21 protein-coding genes, 1 tRNA gene, 1 pseudogene and 1 riboswitch are annotated in these 21737 nt (G+C 64.8%); of the genes and pseudogenes, 17 read left to right on the top strand and 6 right to left on the bottom strand.

Annotated elements, in window-relative coordinates:
- Nucleotides 1-214: 214 nt before the first annotated feature.
- Nucleotides 215-394, bottom strand: a riboswitch (ZMP/ZTP riboswitch).
- 158 nt (nucleotides 395-552) lie between these two features.
- The 9 genes from ydfG (at nucleotide 553) to U5782_RS32045 (ending at nucleotide 7193) form a co-directional block, all read left to right on the top strand.
- Nucleotides 553-1299 carry a bifunctional NADP-dependent 3-hydroxy acid dehydrogenase/3-hydroxypropionate dehydrogenase YdfG gene (ydfG, locus tag U5782_RS32085; protein ID WP_322047896.1) on the top strand — a complete coding sequence of 249 codons (747 nt, stop codon included), beginning with the start codon at nucleotides 553-555 and terminating at the stop codon, nucleotides 1297-1299.
- A gap of 65 nt (nucleotides 1300-1364) precedes the next feature.
- On the top strand, nucleotides 1365-1856 hold the full coding sequence (gene ybgC / locus U5782_RS32080) for a tol-pal system-associated acyl-CoA thioesterase (RefSeq protein ID WP_322047895.1): 492 nt from the start codon (nucleotides 1365-1367) through the stop codon (nucleotides 1854-1856).
- Between the two features lie 157 nt (nucleotides 1857-2013).
- Entirely contained in the window at nucleotides 2014-2691 is a 678-nt protein-coding gene (gene tolQ / locus U5782_RS32075) for a protein TolQ (protein WP_322047894.1), read from the top strand.
- A 17-nt stretch (nucleotides 2692-2708) separates the two neighbouring features.
- Nucleotides 2709-3155: a protein TolR gene (gene tolR / locus U5782_RS32070; RefSeq protein WP_322047893.1), complete on the top strand. Its 447-nt coding sequence runs from the start codon at nucleotides 2709-2711 to the stop codon at nucleotides 3153-3155.
- Nucleotides 3152-4174, top strand: a complete 1023-nt coding sequence (gene tolA / locus U5782_RS32065) for a cell envelope integrity protein TolA (protein WP_322047892.1) — start codon at nucleotides 3152-3154, stop codon at nucleotides 4172-4174. Before tolR ends, tolA begins: the two co-directional genes overlap by 4 nt.
- Before the next feature lie 124 nt (nucleotides 4175-4298).
- Complete coding sequence (tolB, locus tag U5782_RS32060) at nucleotides 4299-5591, top strand: Tol-Pal system beta propeller repeat protein TolB (protein ID WP_322047891.1); 1293 nt, start codon at nucleotides 4299-4301, stop codon at nucleotides 5589-5591.
- Nucleotides 5592-5609: 18 nt separating this feature from the next.
- On the top strand, nucleotides 5610-6119 hold the full coding sequence (pal, locus tag U5782_RS32055) for a peptidoglycan-associated lipoprotein Pal (RefSeq protein ID WP_322047890.1): 510 nt from the start codon (nucleotides 5610-5612) through the stop codon (nucleotides 6117-6119).
- A 22-nt stretch (nucleotides 6120-6141) separates the two neighbouring features.
- Nucleotides 6142-6891, top strand: a complete 750-nt coding sequence (gene ybgF / locus U5782_RS32050) for a tol-pal system protein YbgF (protein ID WP_322047889.1) — start codon at nucleotides 6142-6144, stop codon at nucleotides 6889-6891.
- A 226-nt stretch (nucleotides 6892-7117) separates the two neighbouring features.
- A tRNA-Lys gene (locus U5782_RS32045) sits at nucleotides 7118-7193 on the top strand.
- Between the two features lie 79 nt (nucleotides 7194-7272).
- Here U5782_RS32045 and U5782_RS32040 read toward each other — a convergent pair.
- Complete coding sequence (locus U5782_RS32040) at nucleotides 7273-9201, bottom strand: acyltransferase family protein (RefSeq protein ID WP_322047888.1); 1929 nt, start codon at nucleotides 9199-9201, stop codon at nucleotides 7273-7275.
- A gap of 194 nt (nucleotides 9202-9395) precedes the next feature.
- Here U5782_RS32040 and U5782_RS32035 point away from each other — a divergent pair, with 194 nt between their 5' ends.
- Nucleotides 9396-9842: a BspC domain-containing protein gene (locus U5782_RS32035; protein ID WP_322047887.1), complete on the top strand. Its 447-nt coding sequence runs from the start codon at nucleotides 9396-9398 to the stop codon at nucleotides 9840-9842.
- 180 nt (nucleotides 9843-10022) lie between these two features.
- On the opposite strand, the gene U5782_RS32030 is transcribed toward U5782_RS32035, so the two are convergent.
- The 3 genes from U5782_RS32030 to U5782_RS32020 all read right to left on the bottom strand — a co-directional run bounded on the left by U5782_RS32030 (nucleotide 10023) and on the right by U5782_RS32020 (nucleotide 11886).
- Nucleotides 10023-10604, bottom strand: coding sequence for a YceI family protein (locus U5782_RS32030; RefSeq protein ID WP_322047886.1), 582 nt, complete (start codon nucleotides 10602-10604; stop codon nucleotides 10023-10025).
- Between the two features lie 57 nt (nucleotides 10605-10661).
- Entirely contained in the window at nucleotides 10662-11246 is a 585-nt protein-coding gene (locus U5782_RS32025; protein WP_322047885.1) for a YceI family protein, read from the bottom strand.
- A 76-nt stretch (nucleotides 11247-11322) separates the two neighbouring features.
- Nucleotides 11323-11886: a cytochrome b gene (locus tag U5782_RS32020; RefSeq protein ID WP_322047900.1), complete on the bottom strand. Its 564-nt coding sequence runs from the start codon at nucleotides 11884-11886 to the stop codon at nucleotides 11323-11325.
- Nucleotides 11887-11992: 106 nt separating this feature from the next.
- On the opposite strand from U5782_RS32020, the gene U5782_RS32015 reads away from it, so the two are divergent.
- The gene (locus U5782_RS32015) at nucleotides 11993-12910 is read left to right on the top strand and encodes a LysR family transcriptional regulator (protein ID WP_322047884.1); all 918 of its coding nucleotides are present in this window, start codon (nucleotides 11993-11995) and stop codon (nucleotides 12908-12910) included.
- 226 nt (nucleotides 12911-13136) lie between these two features.
- Nucleotides 13137-13523, top strand: coding sequence for a hypothetical protein (locus tag U5782_RS32010; protein ID WP_322047883.1), 387 nt, complete (start codon nucleotides 13137-13139; stop codon nucleotides 13521-13523).
- A gap of 115 nt (nucleotides 13524-13638) precedes the next feature.
- On the opposite strand, the pseudogene U5782_RS32005 reads toward U5782_RS32010, so the two are convergent.
- Nucleotides 13639-14253: pseudogene (locus tag U5782_RS32005) on the bottom strand (ParB-like protein); the annotation flags it as partial.
- Between the two features lie 379 nt (nucleotides 14254-14632).
- Between U5782_RS32005 and U5782_RS32000 the strand changes: the two are divergent.
- A complete protein-coding gene (locus tag U5782_RS32000; protein ID WP_322047882.1) occupies nucleotides 14633-15448 on the top strand; it encodes a mechanosensitive ion channel family protein in 816 nt (271 codons plus the stop codon).
- A 120-nt stretch (nucleotides 15449-15568) separates the two neighbouring features.
- On the opposite strand, the gene U5782_RS31995 is transcribed toward U5782_RS32000, so the two are convergent.
- Nucleotides 15569-16255: a DedA family protein gene (locus U5782_RS31995; protein ID WP_322047881.1), complete on the bottom strand. Its 687-nt coding sequence runs from the start codon at nucleotides 16253-16255 to the stop codon at nucleotides 15569-15571.
- A gap of 233 nt (nucleotides 16256-16488) precedes the next feature.
- Between U5782_RS31995 and mutL the strand changes: the two genes are divergently transcribed.
- The 4 genes from mutL to dalD all read left to right on the top strand — a co-directional run bounded on the left by mutL (nucleotide 16489) and on the right by dalD (nucleotide 21715).
- Entirely contained in the window at nucleotides 16489-18696 is a 2208-nt protein-coding gene (gene mutL, locus U5782_RS31990; RefSeq protein ID WP_322047880.1) for a DNA mismatch repair endonuclease MutL, read from the top strand.
- Between the two features lie 2 nt (nucleotides 18697-18698).
- Nucleotides 18699-19667 carry a tRNA (adenosine(37)-N6)-dimethylallyltransferase MiaA gene (gene miaA, locus U5782_RS31985; protein WP_415914439.1) on the top strand — a complete coding sequence of 323 codons (969 nt, stop codon included), beginning with the start codon at nucleotides 18699-18701 and terminating at the stop codon, nucleotides 19665-19667.
- A gap of 58 nt (nucleotides 19668-19725) precedes the next feature.
- Entirely contained in the window at nucleotides 19726-19992 is a 267-nt protein-coding gene (locus tag U5782_RS31980) for a YlcI/YnfO family protein (protein WP_322047878.1), read from the top strand.
- A 316-nt stretch (nucleotides 19993-20308) separates the two neighbouring features.
- Nucleotides 20309-21715, top strand: a complete 1407-nt coding sequence (dalD, locus tag U5782_RS31975; RefSeq protein ID WP_322047877.1) for a D-arabinitol 4-dehydrogenase — start codon at nucleotides 20309-20311, stop codon at nucleotides 21713-21715.
- The last annotated feature ends 22 nt before the right edge of the window (nucleotides 21716-21737 follow it).

Here is a 21737-nt window from a genome sequence, read left to right as displayed (position 1 = left end):
GGCGAAGAGTTCGGGATCGACGTTGGCGATGGTGCTTTCGGCTCTGTCAAACATACGGGTTCCGTTAAGTGTGTTCAGGTTGACCGGGTCTCGCGCGGAACGCGTAGCGGGTACGCGGCGCTGCTGGCGAAGTGGCCAGCCTTGACGTGGCGGAAGAAGGTGCCGCACACGCGAGGCAGGACAGCCCGTGCAGCGCTCATTGAAGCGCGCGGATCTCGGCTGCCCAGGCGAACGGCAAAACGGCACCCTGCGCTTCACGGTGGGTCGTTCCACCTTGAGCCCCCGCTCGAGCCATGCGCAGCACAGCTTGCCGGGCATTTGTTACAACTGTGGTTACAACCGCAGTTGCCGCATCTGCCCCTCGGGAACCCTATCGCCAGTCACGCAGGGATTGAGCGCGTTAGTGTATTGGAACCGTCCGGAATAGGCAACCGGACCGGCCGCGCGCCCCACGAGGCGTGGCTCGCGCCGGTGTTGGCGCTTCCTTGCCGCAGCGCGTCAATGGAAGTAGGCTTTCCCCTTTCCTCGCCTTCTACCGACCAGGGAGCAAACATGATTGTCTTCGTCACCGGCGCATCAGCAGGATTCGGCGCCGCCATCGCCCGAGCATTCGTCAAGGGCGGTCACCGCGTCGTCGCCACCGCGCGCCGCAAGGACCGCCTCGACGACCTCGCCGCGGAACTGGGTGACGCGCTGCTGCCCATCGAGCTCGACGTGCGCGACCGCGCCGCGGTCGAGGCGGCGCCGGGCGCCCTGCCCGCCGAATTCGCCGACATCGACGTCCTCGTCAACAACGCCGGCCTCGCGCTCGGCGTCGAACCGGCGCAGAAGGCCGATCTGGACGAGTGGGAAACCATGATCGACACCAACTGCACCGGCCTGGTGCAGGTCACCCATGCATTCCTGCCCGGCATGGTCGCGCGCAACCGCGGTCATGTCTTCAACCTGGGCTCGGTCGCCGGCCGCTGGCCCTATGCGGGCGGCAACGTCTACGGCGCGACCAAGGCCTTCGTGCGCCAGTTCAGCCTGAACCTGCGCGCCGACCTCGCGGGCACGGCGCTGCGCGTGACGGACATCGAGCCGGGCCTGTGCGGCGGCACCGAGTTCTCGAACGTGCGCTATCGCGGCGACGACGCCAAGGCCGCCAACGTCTATAAGGACGTGCAGCCGCTCACGGCCGAGGACATCGCCGACTCCATCTACTGGATCGCCACGCGCCCCGCCCACGTGAACATCAATACGATCGAGCTGATGCCGGTCGCGCAGAGCTTCGCCGGGCTGACCATTCATCGCGGCTGAAAGCTTTCAGAATACTTTCTTAGCTCAGTCGTCCGAACGGCGTAGCGGCCGCGCGTTCCGGTAGAATGCGCGGCATGGAAAGATCCACCAGCAAGCCGGATACGGCCCCAACTCAGGCCGCGAACGGTTTTACATGGCCGGTTCGCGTCTACTACGAAGACACCGACGCCGGCGGCATCGTGTTCTACGCGAACTACCTGAAGTTCTTCGAGCGCGCGCGCACCGAATGGCTACGCGCGTGCGGCGTCGATCAGCGCAGGCTCGCCGAAGAATCCGGCACGCTCTTCGTCGTACGCAGCACGGCGCTCGACTACCGGGCGCCCGCCCGTCTCGACGACGTCGTGACGATCGCAAGCCGTCTCGACAAGCTGGGCCGCGCGTCCGTCGACTTCATTCAGGAAGCGTGGCGCGGCGATACCTTGCTGGCGTCGGGCAAAATCCGCATCGCCTGCGTCGACGGCGCCGCGATGCGCCCCGCCGCCATTCCTGGCCACGTTTTCGAAGCATTGGAGCGTGGCATGAAGAAAGTCTTGCCGGCTGTGTCAACGACAACTTAACTATTGCCGTTGATACGACGCCAGTGAACTCGCGTCGGTCAATGCAGGACCAAGCTGGGTTCGGCCGCAACCATGCGCCGCCTTGCCGTTTGCCTTCGGAAAGCTTCGCTTTGTCTTGCAGCCGCTCGCCCCTCCCGGGACGTCACAACGAATCTCTATGAACACTACACAAGATCTGTCGATCATTTCACTCGTTCTTAATGCGAGTATCCTGGCGCAGGCGGTGATGGGACTTCTCCTGTTGCTGTCCCTGATCTCCTGGACCTTCATCTTCCGCAAGTGGTTTGCCATCCGTCGTGCACGCTCGCAAACCGAGCGCTTCGAACGCGACTTCTGGTCGGGCGGCGATCTGCAGGCGCTGTATCAAAGCGCGGCCAACAACCGCCACACGATCGGCGCGCTCGAGCGTATCTTCGAGTCGGGCATGCGTGAATTCCTCAAGGCCAAAGAGAAACGTCTGAACGATCCGAGCCTCGTGCTCGACGGCGCCCGCCGCGCGATGCGCGCAGCGTTCCAGCGCGAGATGGATGCGCTCGAAGCCAATCTCTCGTTCCTCGCCTCGGTCGGCTCGGTCAGCCCGTATATCGGCCTGTTCGGCACGGTGTGGGGGATCATGAATGCGTTCCGCGGTCTCGCGAACGTGCAGCAGGCTACGCTCGCGAACGTCGCACCCGGCATCGCCGAAGCGCTCACGGCTACCGCGATCGGTCTGTTCGCCGCCATCCCGGCTGTCGTAGCCTACAACAGCTACGCGCACGACATCGACCGTCTGGCGATCCGCTTCGAAACCTTCATCGAAGAGTTTTCGAACATCCTGCAACGTCAGGCCCACTAATCTTCAAGGAGTCGAAGATGGCAGGCTCAATGCGTTCGAGCATGCGAGGCAACCGCTCGCGCCGTGCAATGGCCGACATCAACGTCGTGCCGTACATCGACGTGATGCTGGTGTTGCTCGTGATCTTCATGGTGACCGCGCCGCTCGTGGCGCCGTCCATCGTCAATCTGCCGACCGTCGGCGGCGCGTCGCAACAGCAGCAAACGCCGCCCGTGGTGGTCAACATTCGCCCCGACGGCAATCTGAGCGTACGCTACAAGGATGACGCGGGCGCCACGCAGCAGGAAACCATGTCGCGCGCCGACCTCAATGGTTTCGTCGCCGACCGCGAGCAAAGCCATCCCGACCAGCCGGTCGTGATCGCCGCCGACAAGGCCGTCAAATACGAGACGGTGATGAACGTGATGTCCGATCTGAAGTCGCACGGCGTCAAACGTGTCGGACTGCTCGTCAAATCGCAATGACCCGGAAGAACGATTCATATCCCTTGCAGCCACCGCGCGAGCGCGGCACGGGACGTGCTATAGCGCTCGCCGTGGTGATGCATTTGCTGCTCGGCTTCTTCCTGTACCACGGCATCCACTGGCAGAACAGCACGCCGGCGGGCGAGGAGGCGGAACTGTGGACCGAGGTCCCGGATCTCTCCACGCCCAAGCCTCCGCCGCCGCCGCCCGTGCCGGTCCAGCCGGCCCCGCCGCCACAGCCGACGGAAGACGCCGACATCGCGCTGCAACAGCAAAAGCGTAAGCAGCAGGAAGCGGCGCGCCAGGCGCAACTTGCGGAACAGCAGCGCGAGCGGCAGCAGCAGGAAGCCGACGCGAAGCGCCAGCAGCAGCTTGCCGCCCAGCAGGCGGCGCAACTGGCCGCGCAGCAGAAAGCCGCGAAGCTCAAGCAGCAACAACAGCAGCAGGAACAGCAACAAGCCGCTGAAAAGCTGAAGCAACAACAGCAGCAGCAAGACGCGCTTAAAAAGCAGCAGGAACAAGAGCAGCAGCAGAAGCAGGCGAAGCTCGACGCCCAGAAGAAGGCTGACGCCGAAAAGGCCGCCAAGGCCAAGGCGCAGGCACAGGCGCAAGCCGACGCCCAGGCGAAGAAGCTCGACGCCGAACGTCGCGCGCGCATCGCGCAGATGCAAGGCTCGATGGGTGGCGGCGAAGGCTCCAGCGGCAATGGTCTGGCGAAAAGCGGCACCGGCAGCGGTTCGGGCGGCAATGCGGCGTCGCCGGGTTATGCGGACAAGGTGCGTCGTCGCGTGCAGCCGAACATCGTCTGGTCGGGTGACACGTCGGGCCTCGAAACGGTGGTCTCGGTGCGTTGCTCGCCAACCGGCACCCTGCTTTCGGCAACGGTCACGCGCAGCAGCGGCAACTCGTCGTGGGACGACGCGGCACTGCGTGCCGTGCAACGCTCGGATCCGATGCCGCAAGATACGGACGGCAAGACGCCGTCGAGCTTCAAGATTACCTTGCGCCCGGCAGGTTGACGGCGCAAGTCAGGGGACAGGAAAGCTGGCGCGCGACAGCGGACAAGGAACGATTCGATGCATTTCGAGTCTGTCTGCTGTTGCGCGATGTGACAAATATCGCTTTTTCAGGAAACAGCACAGCATGAGTTTGATGACGAAGCTTGGCCTGCGAACCCTCGTCGCGTCTTGCCTGATTACGGTCGGCAGCGCTGCGAACGCACAACTCAACGTCCTCGTCACTGGCGTGGGCTCCACCCAATTCCCGATCGCCACGGCGACGTTCGCCGGCGAGGCGAATTCGCCGCAGCAGGTCGCCGCCGTCGTGCGCGCCGACCTCGCGCGTAGCGGCAAGTTCACGAACGTCGACGCGGGCAGCGCACCGGTCTCGGAAACCGACTCGGTCGATCTTGGCGGCTGGAAAGCCAAGGGCGCCAATGCCTTCGTCGCGGGCAGCGTGAACAAGCTGCCGAACGGCCAGTACGAAGTGCGCTTCAAGCTCTACGACACGGTGAAGGGCGAAAGCCTCGGCGGCCTCGTGCTGCAGAGCCCGCCCAGCGGCCTGCGCATGAGCGCGCACAAGGTCGCGGACTACATCTACGCCAAGCTGATGGGCGATCGCGGCGTGTTCGCCACGCGTCTGTCGTACGTCATCAAGACGGGCGGCCGCTATCAGTTGCAGATTTCGGACTCCGATGGTCAGGACGCGCACATCGCGCTCTCCAGCCCCGAGCCGATCATTTCGCCGGCCTGGTCGCCCGACGGCACCAAGGTCGCCTACGTTTCTTTCGAAAAGAAGAAGCCCATCGTCTATGTGCATGACCTGCCCACGGGGCGGCGCGTCATCATCTCGGATCAGAAGGGCAACAATTCGGCGCCGGCCTGGTCGCCGGATGGGCGCACGCTTGCCGTCGCCCTGTCGCGCACGGGCAATACGCAGATCTTCGCCGTCAATTCCGACGGCTCCGGTTTGCGCCGCCTGACGCAAGGCACCACGATCGACACGGAACCCACCTACTCTCCTGACGGACGCTCGATTTACTTCACCAGCGACCGCGGCGGCCAGCCACAGATCTACAGAATGCCGGCCCAGGGCGAAAGCACCGGAGCAGCGCAACGCGTGACGTTTACCGGCAGCTATAACACGAGTCCGCGCGTGAGCCCGGACGGCAAGCAGCTGGCGTACATTTCACGTACCGGCGGCGGGTTTAAGCTGTACATTCAAGACCTGCAGTCCGGCGTCGCGACCGCCCTGACCGACACGACACATGACGAATCGCCCAGCTTCGCGGCGAACGGTCAGTACATTCTTTACGCCACACAGGTGAACGGCCGTGGCGTGCTGGCTGCTGTATCGACCGACGGTCGTACGCGGCAAATCCTGTCCGTTCAGGGCGGCAGCGTACGCGAGCCGTCCTGGGGTCCTTTTATGCAATAACACTTCAGGAGAGCAACAATGATGTCAAACAAAGTCCGCCTGGCTCTGGCCGTCTTGATGATCGGTGCACTGGCAGCATGTAAGTCGGCTCCCAAGGCCGACGAAAACGCCAACGCTGGCTCGATGAGCACGCAGCCGAACCCGAACGCCGTCGCGCAAGTAAACGTCGATCCGCTGAACGATCCGAACAGCCCGCTCGCCAAGCGTAGCGTGTACTTCGACTTCGACAGCTACGCCGTCAAGGATGACTACCAGGGCGTGATCCAGGCCCACGCACAGTACCTGAAGACGCACCCGGAACGTCACGTCCTGATCCAGGGCAACACCGACGAGCGCGGCACGAGCGAATACAACCTGGCGCTGGGTCAAAAGCGTGCTGAAGCCGTGCGCAAGGCCCTGTCGCTGATGGGCGTGCCGGATTCGCAAATGGAAGCCGTCAGCCTCGGCAAGGAAAAGCCGCTGGCGACCGGCCACGACGAAGCATCGTGGGCGCAGAACCGCCGTGCTGACCTCGTGTACCAACAGTAATTAGCATTGGATGAAGGGGCGTATGTCGCACCGTTTCTCCCCGCTGCGGGCAGCCGCAGCCGCCTGCGTGGCTGGCATCGCCTTCTCGGCGCTGCCTGCTCACGCAGGTATCTTCGATGACGATCAGGCGCGCCAGGCGATTCTCGACCTGCGCGCGAAGACGGACAATCTGTCCAGCCAGTTGGCCGCCGCCCAGCGCACGATCCTCGATCAGTCCAACCGTATCGACCAGCTCAACCAGCAGGTCGCCACGCTGCGTGGACAGAGCGAAGATCTCGGCAACGAGCTGACGACCCTGACGAAGCAGCAGAAGGACTACTACACGGACCTGGATACGCGTCTCAAGAAGTTCGAGCCGCAGCAGGAAACCGTGGATGGCGTGCAAGGCACAGTTCAGCCGGGTGAGATGGACGCGTTCAACTCCGCTTCCACCCAGTTTCGCAACGGCGACTTCAAGCAGGCCGCCGCGGCGTTCCGCAGCTTCATCTCGAAGTATCCGCAGAGCCCGTATCAGCCGACGGCGCAGTACTGGCTCGGCAACGCGCTCTACGCGCTGAAGGACTACAAGGGGTCGACTGCCACCTGGCAGAACCTGGCCACCAAGTATCCACAGCATCCGCGTGCGCCTGAAGCGCTGCTGGCCATCGCGAACAATCAGATCGAGCAAGGGCAGAAGGCTGCGGCCAAGCGCACGCTCGAGCAGATCGTTGCGCAGTACGGCAGTTCGGAAGTCGCGCAGACGGCGCAGAGCAAGCTCACGCAGCTCAAGTAACGCGCTGCTGGCATCGCAGGAACGCGTGACGCGGACATGGCCGCGAATCGCGTTGACCGCATTCATGAGAAGGGCCCGGAAAACGTCGGCTGGATTGGCGTGTTTCGGGCCTTTTCTGTTGGGTGCGCGGGCTGCGTGAATGCGGTTCCATGAGCGCGGGTAGAGATTAAACGGCAGAGTGTGTTGACACCCCCCGGGTATCTCGCTATAATCCCGCTTCTCTTTTGGGTCGTTAGCTCAGCTGGTAGAGCAGCGGACTTTTAATCCGTTGGTCACAGGTTCGAATCCCGTACGGCCTACCAAAAGCTTCAGGTAAAAAGCCCGGTCATTGCGACCGGGCTTTTTGCTTTCTGGCTTCTGGCGTCTCCAGGGACGCCGACCTCACTGCCCCACTGCCCGCGTCATCGCCACCTCGATGCCCGGCGCGAGAAACCCGACTCCGGCTTCGCTCAGGTGATCGGTATCGCTGAACAATGCGCGATCGCCCTTCACGGTGTAGCAGACCTGCCCCGCACACAGCGTCTCGAACGGATCGACAACGATCACATTCCCGCCGCGCTGCGCAATCGACGCGATCTGCTGTCCCATGCCAAACAGCCGCGCCTGCCCTTCGCGCGGCACCGTCATTTCGCCGATCGCGTGTCCCACCTGGAACTGCGCCCGCGCCCACTGAACCGGCAGATCGCCGCCCGGGCTCGGCACCGATGTCACCAGCACGAGTTTGCCGCCACGCGCAGCGACCGTCGCCGCGATCTGGCGGATCACCTCGCCTTCGAAGGCCGGATCGTAACGCTGCCAGTCACCCGCGATCACCACGTAGCGCAACGTAGGCGTGCGCATGAAATAGTCGTAGACGAAATTGGCATATCGTTCGCAGCCCGAAAAAACCTCCGCACCCGATCCCTTGAACACCTTGCCCTTGAACGGCGGGCAGCCGCCCTGGGTCGCGACGATGCCCTTTATGCCCAGTTTCGTGGCGATGTCGTCCACGGTGGGCTGGAGGCGATTGGCGAACGAATCGCCCCAGAGGATCAGCGTCGGTGCTGCGCCCGCATTGGCGGCTTGCGTCGCACCGATCGTGCAGAAGTCGCCGGGTTGCGTCGTCCGCTTCGAGCCGTCCACTTCACGCATGCATTGATCGGCATCGGGGTGCGTGTTGAGCTTCGCGAACGTCACGCTGCGTTGCCACGACGGCAGGCGCGCAGGCCAGCCGTGCGTGGCCGCCATCGCACCGGAGAATGCGAACGCCGCCGCCACACAGACGAGCGAGCCTGCGAGCAGGCGCCGGTTGCTCGCACGCCTGCGTGTCGGCACTTCGACATGACGGTACGACAACCAACCCGCCAGCGTCGCCGCAACGATCATTGCCACCGTCTGCGCGCCAACCGGGTCGTGGCCCGTGCGCTCGCGAAACGCAAGCAGGATCGGCCAGTGCCACAGATAAACCGAATAGGAAATCGTGCCGAGGAACTGAAACGGCCGCGTGCCCAGCACGCGCGTCAGCAAGCCGCCCTGCGCGAAGATCACCAGCGCCGTGCCGAGCACGGGAAAGAGTGCGCGCCAACCCGGATAAGGATCGACCGCGCTGAACGCGACGATGCTCCAGCCAATCAACGCGGCGCCCAACAGACCAAGCGGCTGGGCGATGGCCACACGCGGCGCACGCGCGCTCGCGTAAACGGCGACGACCGACCCCGCCATGAATTCCCACGCGCGGCTCCACAGCAGATAGAACGTCGAGTTGGGATCGACGGGTGTGTGGACGATGCACCAGAGCAAGGAGGCCAGCGCAATCACCGCGAACAATACGGCGCCAAGGTGCCGACGCAGACCGCCATTCTTCGGCCAGAACACCGTGCAAAGCAAGGCGAAGAGCAGATAGAACTGCGATTCGAGCGACAACGACCAGGTATGCAGGAAGAGATTCTGGCTGGCGTCCGGCGCAAAGTAGCCCGTCGCGCCATGAAACACGTAGTTCGAGCGCATCACGAGCACGGAGGCCGCATCGCGCGAGAGTCGCATATAGTCGTCGGGCAGATAGGCATAGCCCGCCCAGACCACGGTAGCGAGTGTCACGACAACGAGCGCCGGAAAGATGCGCCGCACGCGCCGCATCAGGAACTCGCGCACGCTGTAGGTGCCGCTCAGGATCTCGCGGTGCGTAATCGAGCTCAGCAGGAAGCCGGAGATGACGAAGAAGATATCGACGCCCACGTAGCCGCCATGTGCGGGCGCGACACCATAGTGATACAGCACGACCGCGGCCACGGCGATCGCGCGCAGGCCGTTGACATCTTTTCTGAATTGCATCGACGCGTCCGTGACCCAGAGGTTGCGCAAGACTTCGCGGTTCATTTTTCTGGCGGGCATTATCGTCGATTTCATGCGACTACGGCCCGCGCCGCCGCCTTCGCACACGCCCCGCGCGGCGGCACATCGCAGCCTCAGCGTGTATACTTCGCCCTCCCCCGCTGTTCTTCTCCCGCTGCACAGGCCACGTCTACATGAAGTTCCCGACTCTCGCCTGCGCTCTCGTCGCGCTGCTCTGGGTCAGTCTGCGCGTACAGGCGCAGGTTCAAGCCCCGCCCGACGACTATGAGTATCTGCGCCGCATCCGCGTACCCGATGCCGTGGTGAACTGCGTTGCCGCACTCGACGACTGGGTGCACAAGGCGCAGCACTACGATTCGCTGCTCGTGCCCGATGGTCGCGCGCTCAGCGCGCACATCGAAAGCCCCGTACCCGCAAGCGCCGTCGTGCCGGTTGCGGCGCCGCAAGCGGCACCGCAGGCCTCGCCCATCGATACGCTCATTCATTTGCGCGCCTTTGCGAAAGTGCGCGGCAAATATGCATGGGTGCCGGTGAAGGCGACCTGCGGCATCTGGCACACGCATGTAGTCGACGTGGCGCTCTCGCCGCGTTCGACGCACGAAAGCTCGCCGATTCACTGAACCGGCAGCAGCACGATAGCGCGCCTTCGCGCGCTTTCCATGCAGGCACGAATTGCCTGGTTATCCTCATAATCTGGCGCACGCTCTCCCGCTCAAAAACAAAAAGCCCGTGCGCTCTTCACGCACGGGCTTTTTTCACGCGCTCCTCACCCAGCAAACGCGTGGCGACTGACGCTACGTTCAGTCAGCCTTGACGCCTTCGACCTGGATCTGCAGCGTCGTGAGCATCTTGAAGCCATAAGCCTGGCCGTAGTTCACGCCGAAGTCCGAGCGGTCGAACTGGGCGGTCGCGTCGGCGCCGCACACTTCACGCTTGAGCATCGGGTTCTGGAAGCACTTGAACGAGTCGATCTTCAGGTTCAGCGGCTTCGTGACGCCGTGCAGCGTGAACGTGCCGATCACTTCGACGGGCTTGTCGCCGTCGAACTTGATCGACGTGCCCTTGTACTCGGCCGTCGGGTACTTGGCTGCGTCGAGCATTTCTGCCGAGCTGACGTGCTTGTCGAGCGCCTTGTTGCCGGTGTCGATCGACGATGCGTCGATGGTCACGTCGACCGTGCCGGTCTTCGCTGCCGTGTCGAGCACGACGGTGCCCGAGCTCTTCGTGAACTTGCCACGCCACACCGAAACGCCGCCGAAGTGGTCGGTCTCGAAGCTCGGGTAGGTGTGCGTCGGGTCGAGGTTATAGGTCGTGGCCGCAGCGAATGCAGGCGTTGCGATAGCGGCTGCCAGCGCGGCGGCGGCGAAAATCGTGGTCTTCATGGAGGCGTGGGTCCTGTTACGGATAAAACGAAAGGTGAAGCAAAAGACCGGCGCGCGTCAGTGCGCAGCGGCCACGATGTGAAACTTGATCTGCACGTCGTCGGCGACGACCGAGGTGTCTTTCCATTCGCCCGTGCCGATGTTGTAGGCGAGGCGCTTGATGGGCAGCGCGCCGTCGAACACCTGGTTCGCGCCGTCCTTGCGGTACGTCACGGGCACGACCACGTCGGTCGTCTTGCCCTTGATCGTCAGCTTGCCCACCACGCTATACGTGCCGTTCGCGCCCGGCTTGATCTGCGAGGACACGAAGGTCGCATGCGGGAATTTCGCGGCGTCGAACCACTCGTCGCCCGCGACTTCCTTGTTGTAGTCCGCCGAGCCGAGGTCGAAGCTCGCCACGTCGACGTCGAGCTTGGCGCTGGACGCAGCGGCGTTTGCCGGGTCGAAATGGACGTCGGCGCTGAAGTGGTTGAACTTGCCTTCCACCGGCACGTTCATCTGCTTGAAGACGGCGGAGACGGTGCTTTTAGCCGTGTCCGCGGCATCCGCGTTCAGCGCGAAGGAAGCGGTGAAGGCCGCGCCGGCGGCAAGCGCCGCGCCGAGCGCGACGACGGAGACTTTGGAGGCGAGACGTTGGATCATGTTCGTTCGGTTCGCGTTGAGCGGTGAGCAGTGAAGCGGTGAATAGGGTTCAACCTGTGCGGTCGGACGGTCGGGTTCAGTCGCGCGGCGTGCCGAACGGCAGCATGCGCGCGAGGACGTTCTGGCGATCGAGCAGCTGGTGCTTGACGACCGCAAGCACATGTACCACGACCACGGCGAGCAGCGCGTAATCGAGCGCGACGTGCACGGTGCGCAGCACGCCCTTGAGCGCGGTGTCGGGGCCGATGATCGTGGGCAGCGGCCAGATGCCGAGATACACCACCTGGATGCCCGCCGCCGAGCTGTACAGATAACCGCTCACCGGAATCGCCACCATCAGCAGATAGAGCGCGAAATGGCCCAGATGCGCGGCGCCCTTCTCCCAGCCATGCATGGATTGCGGCAGCTTCGGCGCGGCGTGGGTCGCGCGCCAGAGAATACGCACCAGCACGAGCGCGAGCACGGTCACGCCGATCCACTTGTGCCACGAGAAGTAGCGCAGCTTGGTGGGCGTGAAACCGGGGATATCGGTCATGACCCAGCCGAGTGCGAAGCCCCAGACGATCAGCGCGGCGATCAGCCAGTGCAGCAGCATGGCGACGCCGCTATAGCGGCCGGTAGGCTTGATGGAGCGATTCATCGGCATGGACAACCTCGATAGGGAAGGCGCACTTTAACCCGACGCCAGCTATACAAACAATCGTCTAAAATGGATCGTTATCATCCATTTTTTCGATAGGTCGATCATGGACCGCTCGCCCAGCCTCGAACAACTGCGCGCGCTGATCGCGGTGGCCGAAACCGGCAGTTTTTCGGCGGCGGCGCGCCAGCTCGACCGCGCGCAATCGGTGGTGAGCTATACGATCGCCAATCTGGAGGCGCTACTGGGCGTGGCGCTGTTCGAGCGCGGCAAGCGCAAGCCCGAACTGACCGCCGCGGGCCGCGCCATTCTCGCCGACGCGCGCCGTCTCGACCTGCTGATGGGTCAGCTTAACGCCAAGGCCGCGGGCTTGCAGCGCGGGCTGGAGGGCGAGGTCTCCGTGGCCGTCGACGTGATGTTTCCCTCGCAGCGGCTCGTAGAGGCGTTGCAGGCGTTCGCCGTGGCCTTTCCCACCGTGGCGCTCAACCTCACGATGGAAGCGCTCGGCGGCGTGCTCAAGCTGGTGCTCGACGGCGACTGCGCCATCGGCATCAGCGGGCCGAACCAGAACTGGCCGCACGTGATCGAGGCGCAGTCGATCGGCACGGTCGAACTGGTGCTGGTGGCCGCGCCCAGCCATCCGCTCGCGCAGATGCCGCAACCGGTGCGCATCTCGGACGCGCGCGAGCACACCCAGCTCGTGCTGACCGATCGCAGCCGCCTGACCGTCGGGCAGACCTTTGGCGTGTACAGCAACCGCGCATGGAAGCTTGGCGATCTGGGTGCGAAGCATCGGCTGCTGCTCGCCGGGCTCGGCTGGGGGTCGATGCCGCGTCATCTCGTCGAAGCCGATCTCGAGGCCGGACGCCTCGCGCGCATCGTGCTCGCCGATCGCGGATCGGTGAACTACAACGTCTCGCTGATCCACCGCACCGACGCCGCCACGGGCCCCGCCTGCGAGTGGCTCGGCCACTACCTCACGAGCGGCACGCCGCCCGACGCCCCGCTGCCCGACTCGCACTGACAGCGTGGCCGTGCAGTCGAGTTGTACGGATACAACCCTCGCGCCATCGCCTGACAAAGCTTCACAAAGCCGCCTCAGCCGCGCCGCGCGGCGCGCCGTCGCCCATGCAGGCGTCGACATGCGCGCAAACGCATTCAAGGGTGATTTTTCGAGATGACGAGGCGTGCCATGATCGCGCCGCTCCCCGGCCCTTCGTCCGGAAAGCTGCTCGACATCGACCCGCCTCATGTACAACTTCGTCTGCTGCCTGCTCTCGAATCTCGCCCTGCTTGCCGCCGTGCAACTGGCGAGCTGGTTCATCCGCGCGATGCGCCCAGACCTCACCGTCCACGGCACGCGCCTTTTCGTCGGCATGATCGCGATTGCGTTCGTGTTCGACGCCGCACTCACTTTCCTCGTGTTCGCCGATGCGGGCGGCGCATGGAAGGTCTATCACCCGGTCAACGCGTTTTACGCGCGCGCCGTGGCCTATGCGCTCGCGGTTGCCGTCGCGTTCGGCCTCGCGCGGCGCGCCGGGCGGGCGGCAGCCCGGCGCGATGCAGGGGCGCGCGCCAAGGACGGCGCGCTCGTGATCGAAACGTCGCCGTACAGCAAGTCCACGCTGCCGATGTGAGCGCATCGGCGCCAGCACTCAACCGTTACTTCTTCCCGGCCTTGCCCTTTGCTTTCGCCTTGTCCGTCGCGGCATCGGCGGACGCACCCTGAGCGCCGTTCGCCGCCGCCTGCGGCACCACACCCGACCATCCCGGCAGATAGCGCGCATCGACATCGTGTGCGTGCGCAAGCGCGTCGGCGAGCGCCTTGTCGAAATCCTTCTGCACACGCGTAGCGCTCACCTTCTGGCGCAGGAAGTCGGCCCAAAGGAATTCGCTGAAGGGCGTCGTGTCCTTCGCGTAGCCGCCCGCCACACGCAGTTCGCCCGCGAGGCTCCGATAAGGATCGTCGGCGAGACCGGAAAGCTGTTTGGGCAACGACTCATAACCGCAACGCTCGCCCTCCGCGTCGAACGGATGCACCCACTGGTTGTGCTCCATCATCCGCCAGAAGATCGTCGGTTCCAGCCACGACAGGTCCTTGATCACCGTGACGCGCACGCTCGGCACGCCCTCGTGCAGCCAGGCCAGACCCAGGTGATGATGATCGACCACGTAGTAGCGCCCCTTCGGGCCGAGCACGGCCGGGAACCAGTGGTTCTCGATCGCGGCGGCGCGGCCTTTCTTGTCGAGCGTCTTCCAGTGCGCGCGCTTCATCTCCACCTCACGGTAGCCGACCGTACGCTGCGTCGGCCGCAGCTCTTCGAGATTGACCGTGATGAGATGCAAATCGGAATTCGACAGGTTCATGAAGCCTCCTTGTAGGTGTCCTGATGGCCGAACGCGCTCGATACGGCGTTGAAACCGGCGTTCAAGGCAACCCGCAACGATACCGCCGAATGCGTATGCGATGCGGATGATCTGAAGGCCCGATGCCGATGCCCGGTCTTCGGATCACGGCGTCTTGCCTGGGGTCAACCCCAGCGCGCCTGGGCACGCAGGATGCACGCGATCGCCGCTTGGCCTATAAAGGCACAAGCGATGCGTTGACGGGCCCGCTACCTTGCCCGCCGGAATTCCCAGGCCTCGCCCCCACGGTTGCACAGTCGTCGTTTCAGTCGCTTCAACATGCAGTCTCCTGCAGTTCGCGCGTCTTTCCGGCTCAATCACCGAATCAAGCGAGGGCATCTTGGATCTCGAAACCATCCGCGTCTTTATCATGACCCGAGGCATCGACTTCGGGACCAAGGTCCTGGCGGCGATCGTCCTGTGGATCGTCGGGCGCTGGGCCATCAACCTGGTCGCCGGCTTCCTGCGCAAGATTCTCGCGCGTAACGAGCGCGTCGATCCCACCCTCGCCCATTACCTGAGTTCGATCCTCGCCGCGCTGCTGAACCTGATTCTGGTGCTGGCGATACTCCAGGTGTTCGGCGTGCAGACGACCTCGTTCGCGGCGCTGCTCGCGGGTCTGGGCCTCGCCATCGGCACGGCCTGGGGCGGCCTGCTCGCGCACTTCGCGGCAGGCGTGTTCATGCAGGTGCTGCGCCCCTTCAAGGTGGGCGACTTCGTGACGGCGGGCGGCGTGACGGGCACGGTGAAGGAACTGGGCATCTTCGGCACGACCATCATCTCGCCCGACAACGTCGTGAACATCATCGGCAACAACAAGATCTTTTCGGACACGATCTCGAACTACAGCGCCACGCCCGTGCGCCGGGTCGAGCTGACCGCGAAGATCGCCAATGGCGTCGATCCCGTCGATGCGGCCAACCGTCTGCGCGCGGCGCTCGCGAAGATCCCGAATGTGGCGCAGGACCCCGCGCCGGACGTCGAGATCCTCTCGTTCACGCCCGAAGGCCCGCTGCTCGCCGTGCGGCCCTACACGAACAACGATACCTACTGGCAGGTCTACTTCGACACGAACCGCACGATTGTCGAGACCTTCCGGGACGCGGGCTACCCGACACCGGAAACGCCATCGATCTTCCGCCGCGCCGCCTCATAGCGCTCGCGCGGCCGAATCCGGCCGTGCAAAGAAAAACGGCATCGCCCGCGAGGACGATGCCGTTTTTTCATGGGGGAAGCGCGTTGTCTAATCGCTTCCCTCGATTTCCTTCTGTTGCACTCAATTACCGTTAGGCCCGCGCACGGCATTGCCGCCCGCGTTCTTGCGCATCATCTTCCAGAGGCCGCCAAGGACCACCGGCACGATCGCCGCGCCGATCCCCACCAGCACGATCACGTTGAGGTACTGACGAATGAACGGGATGTTGCCGAAGAAGAAGCCGAGCAGCACGAGCAACAGCACCCAGAACAACGCGCCCGCGATATTGAAGAGCTGAAAGCGCTGCATGCTCATCTGCGAAACGCCCGCGACGAACGGCGCGAAGGTGCGCACGACCGGAATGAAACGCGCGAGCACGATGGTCTTGCCGCCGTGGCGCTCGTAGAAGTTGTGGGTCTTTTCCAGCGCGGCGCGGTCAAGGAAGCGTTCAAGCACAGGAATGCGCGAATTGAACACCTTCGGGCCGATAGCGCGGCCAATCAGATAGTTGAGCGTGTTGCCCGTGACCGCCGCCACGATCAGCAGCGTGAGCAGCAGCCCGAGATTCATTTCGTGCGTGGCCGCGAACGCGCCGCCGATGAACAGCAGCGAGTCGCCCGGCAGGAACGGCAGCACGACGAGGCCGGTCTCGCAGAACACGATCAGGAACAGGACCGCATAGACCCAGGCACCGTACTGGTGGATGAAGACTCCGAGAAACTTGTCGATGTGCAAGACAAGATTGACGAACTGCAGCAGCGTATCCAAAAGTGTCCCTTATTGGTCATGGCCCGGCAGGCCCATTGTGTTGATCGAGGCTTGCAGAACCGGTGTTGCGCGAGAAGCAAAATTGACCGCGCCATGATACCGAAAGTGCCCGTCGTCACGAAAAATTCCCACGAAAATCCGCAAAAATTCGCCAAAAGCGCCGCCAATGCGCAGCAACCGTGTCGAAACCAGGGCCGCAAGGCCGCCTGCCCCGACTCGCTATAATTGCGCGCATGTCTGCCCATCTCGATCCCGGCGTTGATCCCAGCGCCCAGCCCACCGGCGCCACCGCGCCCGACACGGCCACCGACGCCGCGCCCGCCATCGACAGGAGCGCGCACGAGTCGCGCGCCGCGCAACCCGCACGCGCGATCCAGGCGCTGCCGGACCAGCTCATCAGCCAGATCGCCGCGGGCGAAGTGGTCGAGCGTCCCGCCTCGGTGGTGAAGGAATTGCTCGAAAACGCCCTCGACGCGGGCGCGACCACGCTGCGCATCCTGCTCGACGAAGGCGGCGTAAAGCGCATCTCGATCGCCGACGACGGCTGCGGCATTCCCGAAGCCGAGCTGCCGCTCGCGCTGATGCGTCACGCCACCAGCAAGATCCGCTCGCTCGCGGAACTCGAAAGCGTCGCGACGCTCGGGTTTCGCGGCGAAGCGATCGCTTCGATCGCCTCGGTCTCCGACATGTCGATCACGAGCCGCCCCGCGAGCGCCGCGCATGCCGTGAAGATCGACGCGAACACGGGCGCGCTCTCGCCCGCCGCCGGCGGCCAGGGCACCACGATCGAAGTGCGCGAGCTGTACTTCAACACGCCCGCGCGCCGCAAGTTTCTCAAGAGCGAGCAGACGGAACTCGGCCATTGCCTCGAGATGATCCGCCGCAGCGCGCTCGCACGGCCCGACGTGGCGATCTCGGTGCTGCACAACGGCCGCGCGGTCGAGCACTGGAACGCGAGCGATCCGTCCACACGCGTTTCGAAGATTCTCGGCGAGACGTTTGCGACCGCCCACCTGCCGCTCGACGAACGCGCGGGCGCGCTCGCCGTCTACGGCTGTGCGGGGCTGCCCACGGCAAGCCGCAATCGAGCCGATCAGCAGTACTTCTTCGTCAACGGCCGCTACGTGCGCGACAAGCTGCTCACGCATGCGGTGCGCGCCGCCTATGAAGACGTGCTGCACGGCGATCGTTACCCGTCGTATGTGCTGTTCCTCGACCTGCCGCCCGAGGCGGTCGACGTGAACGTGCATCCGTCGAAGATCGAAGTGCGCTTCCGCGACTCGCGCTCGATTCACCAGTTCGTGTTCCACGCCGTGCAGCGCGCGCTTGCGCGGCACGCGGGTGCGTCGCCCGAAACCACCTCGGGTGGTCATTCGGCGATGATCGAACCGCGTGCGATTCCGGGCGCGGGCGTGCTGGGCGGATCGGTCGGCCTCAGCTCCGGCGCAACAGGCGCGACGAGCGGTGCGCCATCGGGTTTCAGCCCGGCGTCGGGCACGTTCGGCACGGCCAGCGTGGCGAGCAGCTTCGGCGGATCGGGTGGATCAGGCGGCAGCTTTCCGTCGGGCGGTTCGGGCTCGCGCGGGTCGGGCTTCAGCTTCGGCGGGGCGGGAAGTTCCGGCGGCTCGGGAGGATCGAGCGGTTCGGGCAGCGGCAACACGTGGCTGCGCCAGTCGCGCATGCAGCAAGGCAGCCTGCCCGTCGCGCAGCCGCTCGCGCTCTATGACGCGCTGTTCGGCCGCAAGGATGTCGGTGCAGGCACCGCGGACGGCTCGACCGTGCCGCAGGCCGCCGACGCCAGCGCCTCGTTCGACATGCCCACGGCACAACCCGCGCAACCCTTCGACGCCCGCGACGATCACCCGCTCGGCTTCGCGCTCGGCCAGGTGCATGGCATCTACGTGCTCGCGCAGAACACGCGCGGCCTCGTGATCGTCGATATGCACGCCGCGCACGAACGCATCCTGTACGAGCAGTTCAAGAACGCGCTGGCCGAGCGCTCGCTCGCGGTGCAACCCCTGCTCATCCCGATTTCGATGACGGCCGACCCGGTGGAAACCGGCACCGTCGAAGAGGAAAAGGCCACGCTCGAAGCGCTCGGCTTCGACCTCGCGGTGCTCTCACCCACCTCGATCGCGATCCGCGCGGTGCCCGCGCTGCTCAAGGACGCCGACCTGCAGGCGCTCGCGCGCGCGGTGCTCACCGACCTGCACGCCTACGGCGGCTCGCGCGTGCTGACCGAGCGCCAGCACGAGATGCTCGGCACCCTCGCCTGCCACCACGCGGTGCGGGCGAACCGCCGCCTCACCCTCGACGAGATGAACGCGCTCCTGCGCCAGATGGAAACCACCGAGCGCGCCGACCAGTGCAATCACGGCCGGCCGACGTGGTATCAGCTCACACTCGCCGATCTCGATCGTCTTTTCATGCGCGGTCAATGAGCATGACGGATCACGTACTACCGGTCGCGTGCCTGCTCGGCCCGACCGCTTCGGGCAAGACCGCTTCGGCGCTCGCTTTCGCCGCCCAGTCGAAGGCGCGCGGACGCGAGGTCGAGATCGTCAGCGTCGATTCGGCGCTGGTCTATCGCGGCATGGACATCGGCACGGCCAAACCCAACGCCGAAGAGCGCGCGGCGGCCGTGCATCACCTGATCGACATCGTCGACCCCGCCGACGCCTACTCCGCCGCCAACTTCCGCGCCGACGCGCTGCGCGTGACCGGCGAGATCGTCGCGCGCGGCAACGTGCCCTTGCTGGTGGGCGGCACGATGCTCTACTACAAGGCGCTCACGCAGGGCCTCAACGACCTGCCGACCGCCGACGCCGCCATGCGCGCGCAACTCGACGCGGACGCGGCCCGCGACGGCTGGCCCGCGCTGCACGCGCGTCTGGCCGAAGTCGATCCGCCCACGGCCGCGCGCCTCGCGCCCAACGACTCGCAGCGCATCCAGCGCGCGCTGGAAATCTTCATGCTGACCGGACAGCCGATGTCGACGCTGCTGGCCGCGCCGCGCCAGGCGGCGACGGACGATGAAGCGGCGCGCTACCGCTTCGTGCCGATCGCGCTCGAACCGTCGGATCGCGGCGTGCTGCACAAGCGCATCGAGCAGCGCTTCGACGCGATGCTCGCGGGCGGTCTGCTCGACGAGGTGAAGGCGCTGCGCGCGCGTGGCGATCTCGATGCGGATCTGCCATCGATGCGTTGTGTCGGGTATCGGCAGGCCTGGGAATATCTGGATGGCGAGATCGACTACGCGACCATGCGCGATAAAGGCGTTTTCGCAACGCGCCAGCTCTGCAAGCGCCAGCTCACATGGCTGCGCGCGATGCCGGAGCGTATCGTCATCGACTGCTGCGCAGCCGACCTGACGGCGCAGGCGGTGGCGGCGGTGGAGCGCGTTAGCGCTTAGTGGTAGTCGTCTTCGCGCTGACAACTACTGCAATCGCTTTGTGCTGCAAGGAGACAGGATGGAGACCGTCACGTTGCCCCAGTTGCTCGTCGATCCCGAATTGCGCCGGGCCGCCGAAGAGGTATTGCACGAGAACGAATCACTATCCGACTTCATGGTGTCCGCGCTGCGCGAGGGTATCGCGCGTCGGCGGCTACGCCGTGAGATCGATGCGAGCAAAGCCGATTCCCGCGCACGCTATGACGACGCATATATTGCCGCCGAAGACGTGCATGCCGAACTCCAGAGCATGCTGAACGCCGCTCGAAAGAACGCCTGCAGTTAGCGGTCGCGCCCGGCACGATTGCTCGTCATCTGAAAAATCCCAGCGCCTCGGCAGCTACACCGCTGTCGAGGCGAGGATCTTGTGCGCTACAACATCGCCGTCCGCCCGCACAACCAGAGCAGCACTCGCCCCTTCTCCCGCCCGCCCCCGCACCGCATCACCAAAATCCGCGCCGCTGCGTCTTGACTTTCGCTTGGTCGAATACGATCATTCGTTCATCAATCGAGCAAATGATCATTTCGAAAGCCGACGGGCACACCGAACTGCGCACGCCAAATGCGCGCAGCGCCCTGAAAGGCAAAAACAGGAGACAACAATGGACAACGCACGCAGCGACGCGAACGTGATCCTGCACATCGGCGCCGGGTCGTTCCACCGGGCGCATCAGGCGTGGTATCTGCATCGCGTGAACCTCACGCGCCAGCCCGACGAGCCGGCGTGGTCGCTGTCCGTCGGCAATATCCGCGCCGATATGAACCCCGTGATGGACGCCCTTGCCGCCCAGCACGGCGTCTACACGCTGGAAACCGTCACGCCGCAGGGCGAGCGCCACTACGAGTCGATCCACTCGATCACGCGCGTTCTACCGTGGTCGGCGGACCTCAAAAGCCTGATCGAAGCGGGCGCCGCGCCCGCCTGCAAGATCATCGCCTTCACGGTCACCGAAGGCGGCTATTACCTCGACGAGCACGACCGTCTCGACACCGCGAACCCCGATCTCGCCGCCGATCTGAACGGCGCGCGCTCCACCATCTACGGCGCGCTCGCCGCGATTCTCGAAGCGCGCATGGCGCACGGCGGCGGCCCCGTCACGCTGCAGACCTGCGATAACCTGCGCAGCAACGGCAAGCGCTTTCATGCGGGGATGCGCGAATTCCTCAGCCTGCGCGGCGCACTGGCGCTGCGTGAATGGTTCGACACGAACACGGCCTGTCCCGATTCGATGGTCGATCGCATCACGCCGCGCCCCACGCCCGACGTGCGCGAGCGCGTGAAGGCCGCGACCGGCGTCGACGACGCCTGCCCGGTGATGGGCGAAGCCTTTATCCAGTGGGTGATCGAGGATCACTTCTGCGCCGGGCGGCCCGCGTGGGAGCGCGCGGGCGCGGAGCTGGTCGAATCGGTGATGCCCTACGAGGAAGCCAAGATCCGCATCCTCAACGCCACGCATAGCTGTATCGCGTGGGCGGGCACGCTGGTGGGCCTCGACTACATCCACGAAGGGACGAACGACGCCGATATCCAGGCCTTCGCGCGCGCCTACGTCACCGAGGACGTGATCCCCTGCCTCACGCCCAGCCCGCTCGATCTGGCGAAGTACCGCGACGTGGTGCTCGAACGATTCAGCAATCCGTATATTCAGGACACCAATCAGCGCGTGGCCGCCGACGGCTTTTCGAAAATCCCCGGCTTTATCGCGCCTACCATCGCCCAACGCATTGCGGCCGGCGCGACGCCTGCGGCCACCGCCATCCTGCCTACGCTGTTCCTGCGCTTCCTGCAACGCTGGAACGCCGGCACGCTGCCATACCCGTACCAGGACGGCGTGATGGACGGCCCGGCCGTGGCGAAGCTGTTCGAGTCGCCCGACCCGCTCGCGGCTTTTTGCACCGACAAGCTGCTTTGGGGCAGCCTCGCAGGGAACGCATCGCTGACGAGTGCGCTGCGCGAAGCGCTCGCGCGCGTCGACGCCTGGCTCGCGCAACGCGGCTGCAGCGTTTGACGACGCATCGTTTCCACTCCTC

The sequence above is a fragment of the Paraburkholderia sp. J67 genome, assembly GCF_905220265.1.
Lineage (GTDB): Bacteria > Pseudomonadota > Gammaproteobacteria > Burkholderiales > Burkholderiaceae > Paraburkholderia.
Note: the sequence above shows the minus strand (reverse complement) of the source record. Positions and strands in the feature narration are given on the sequence as shown.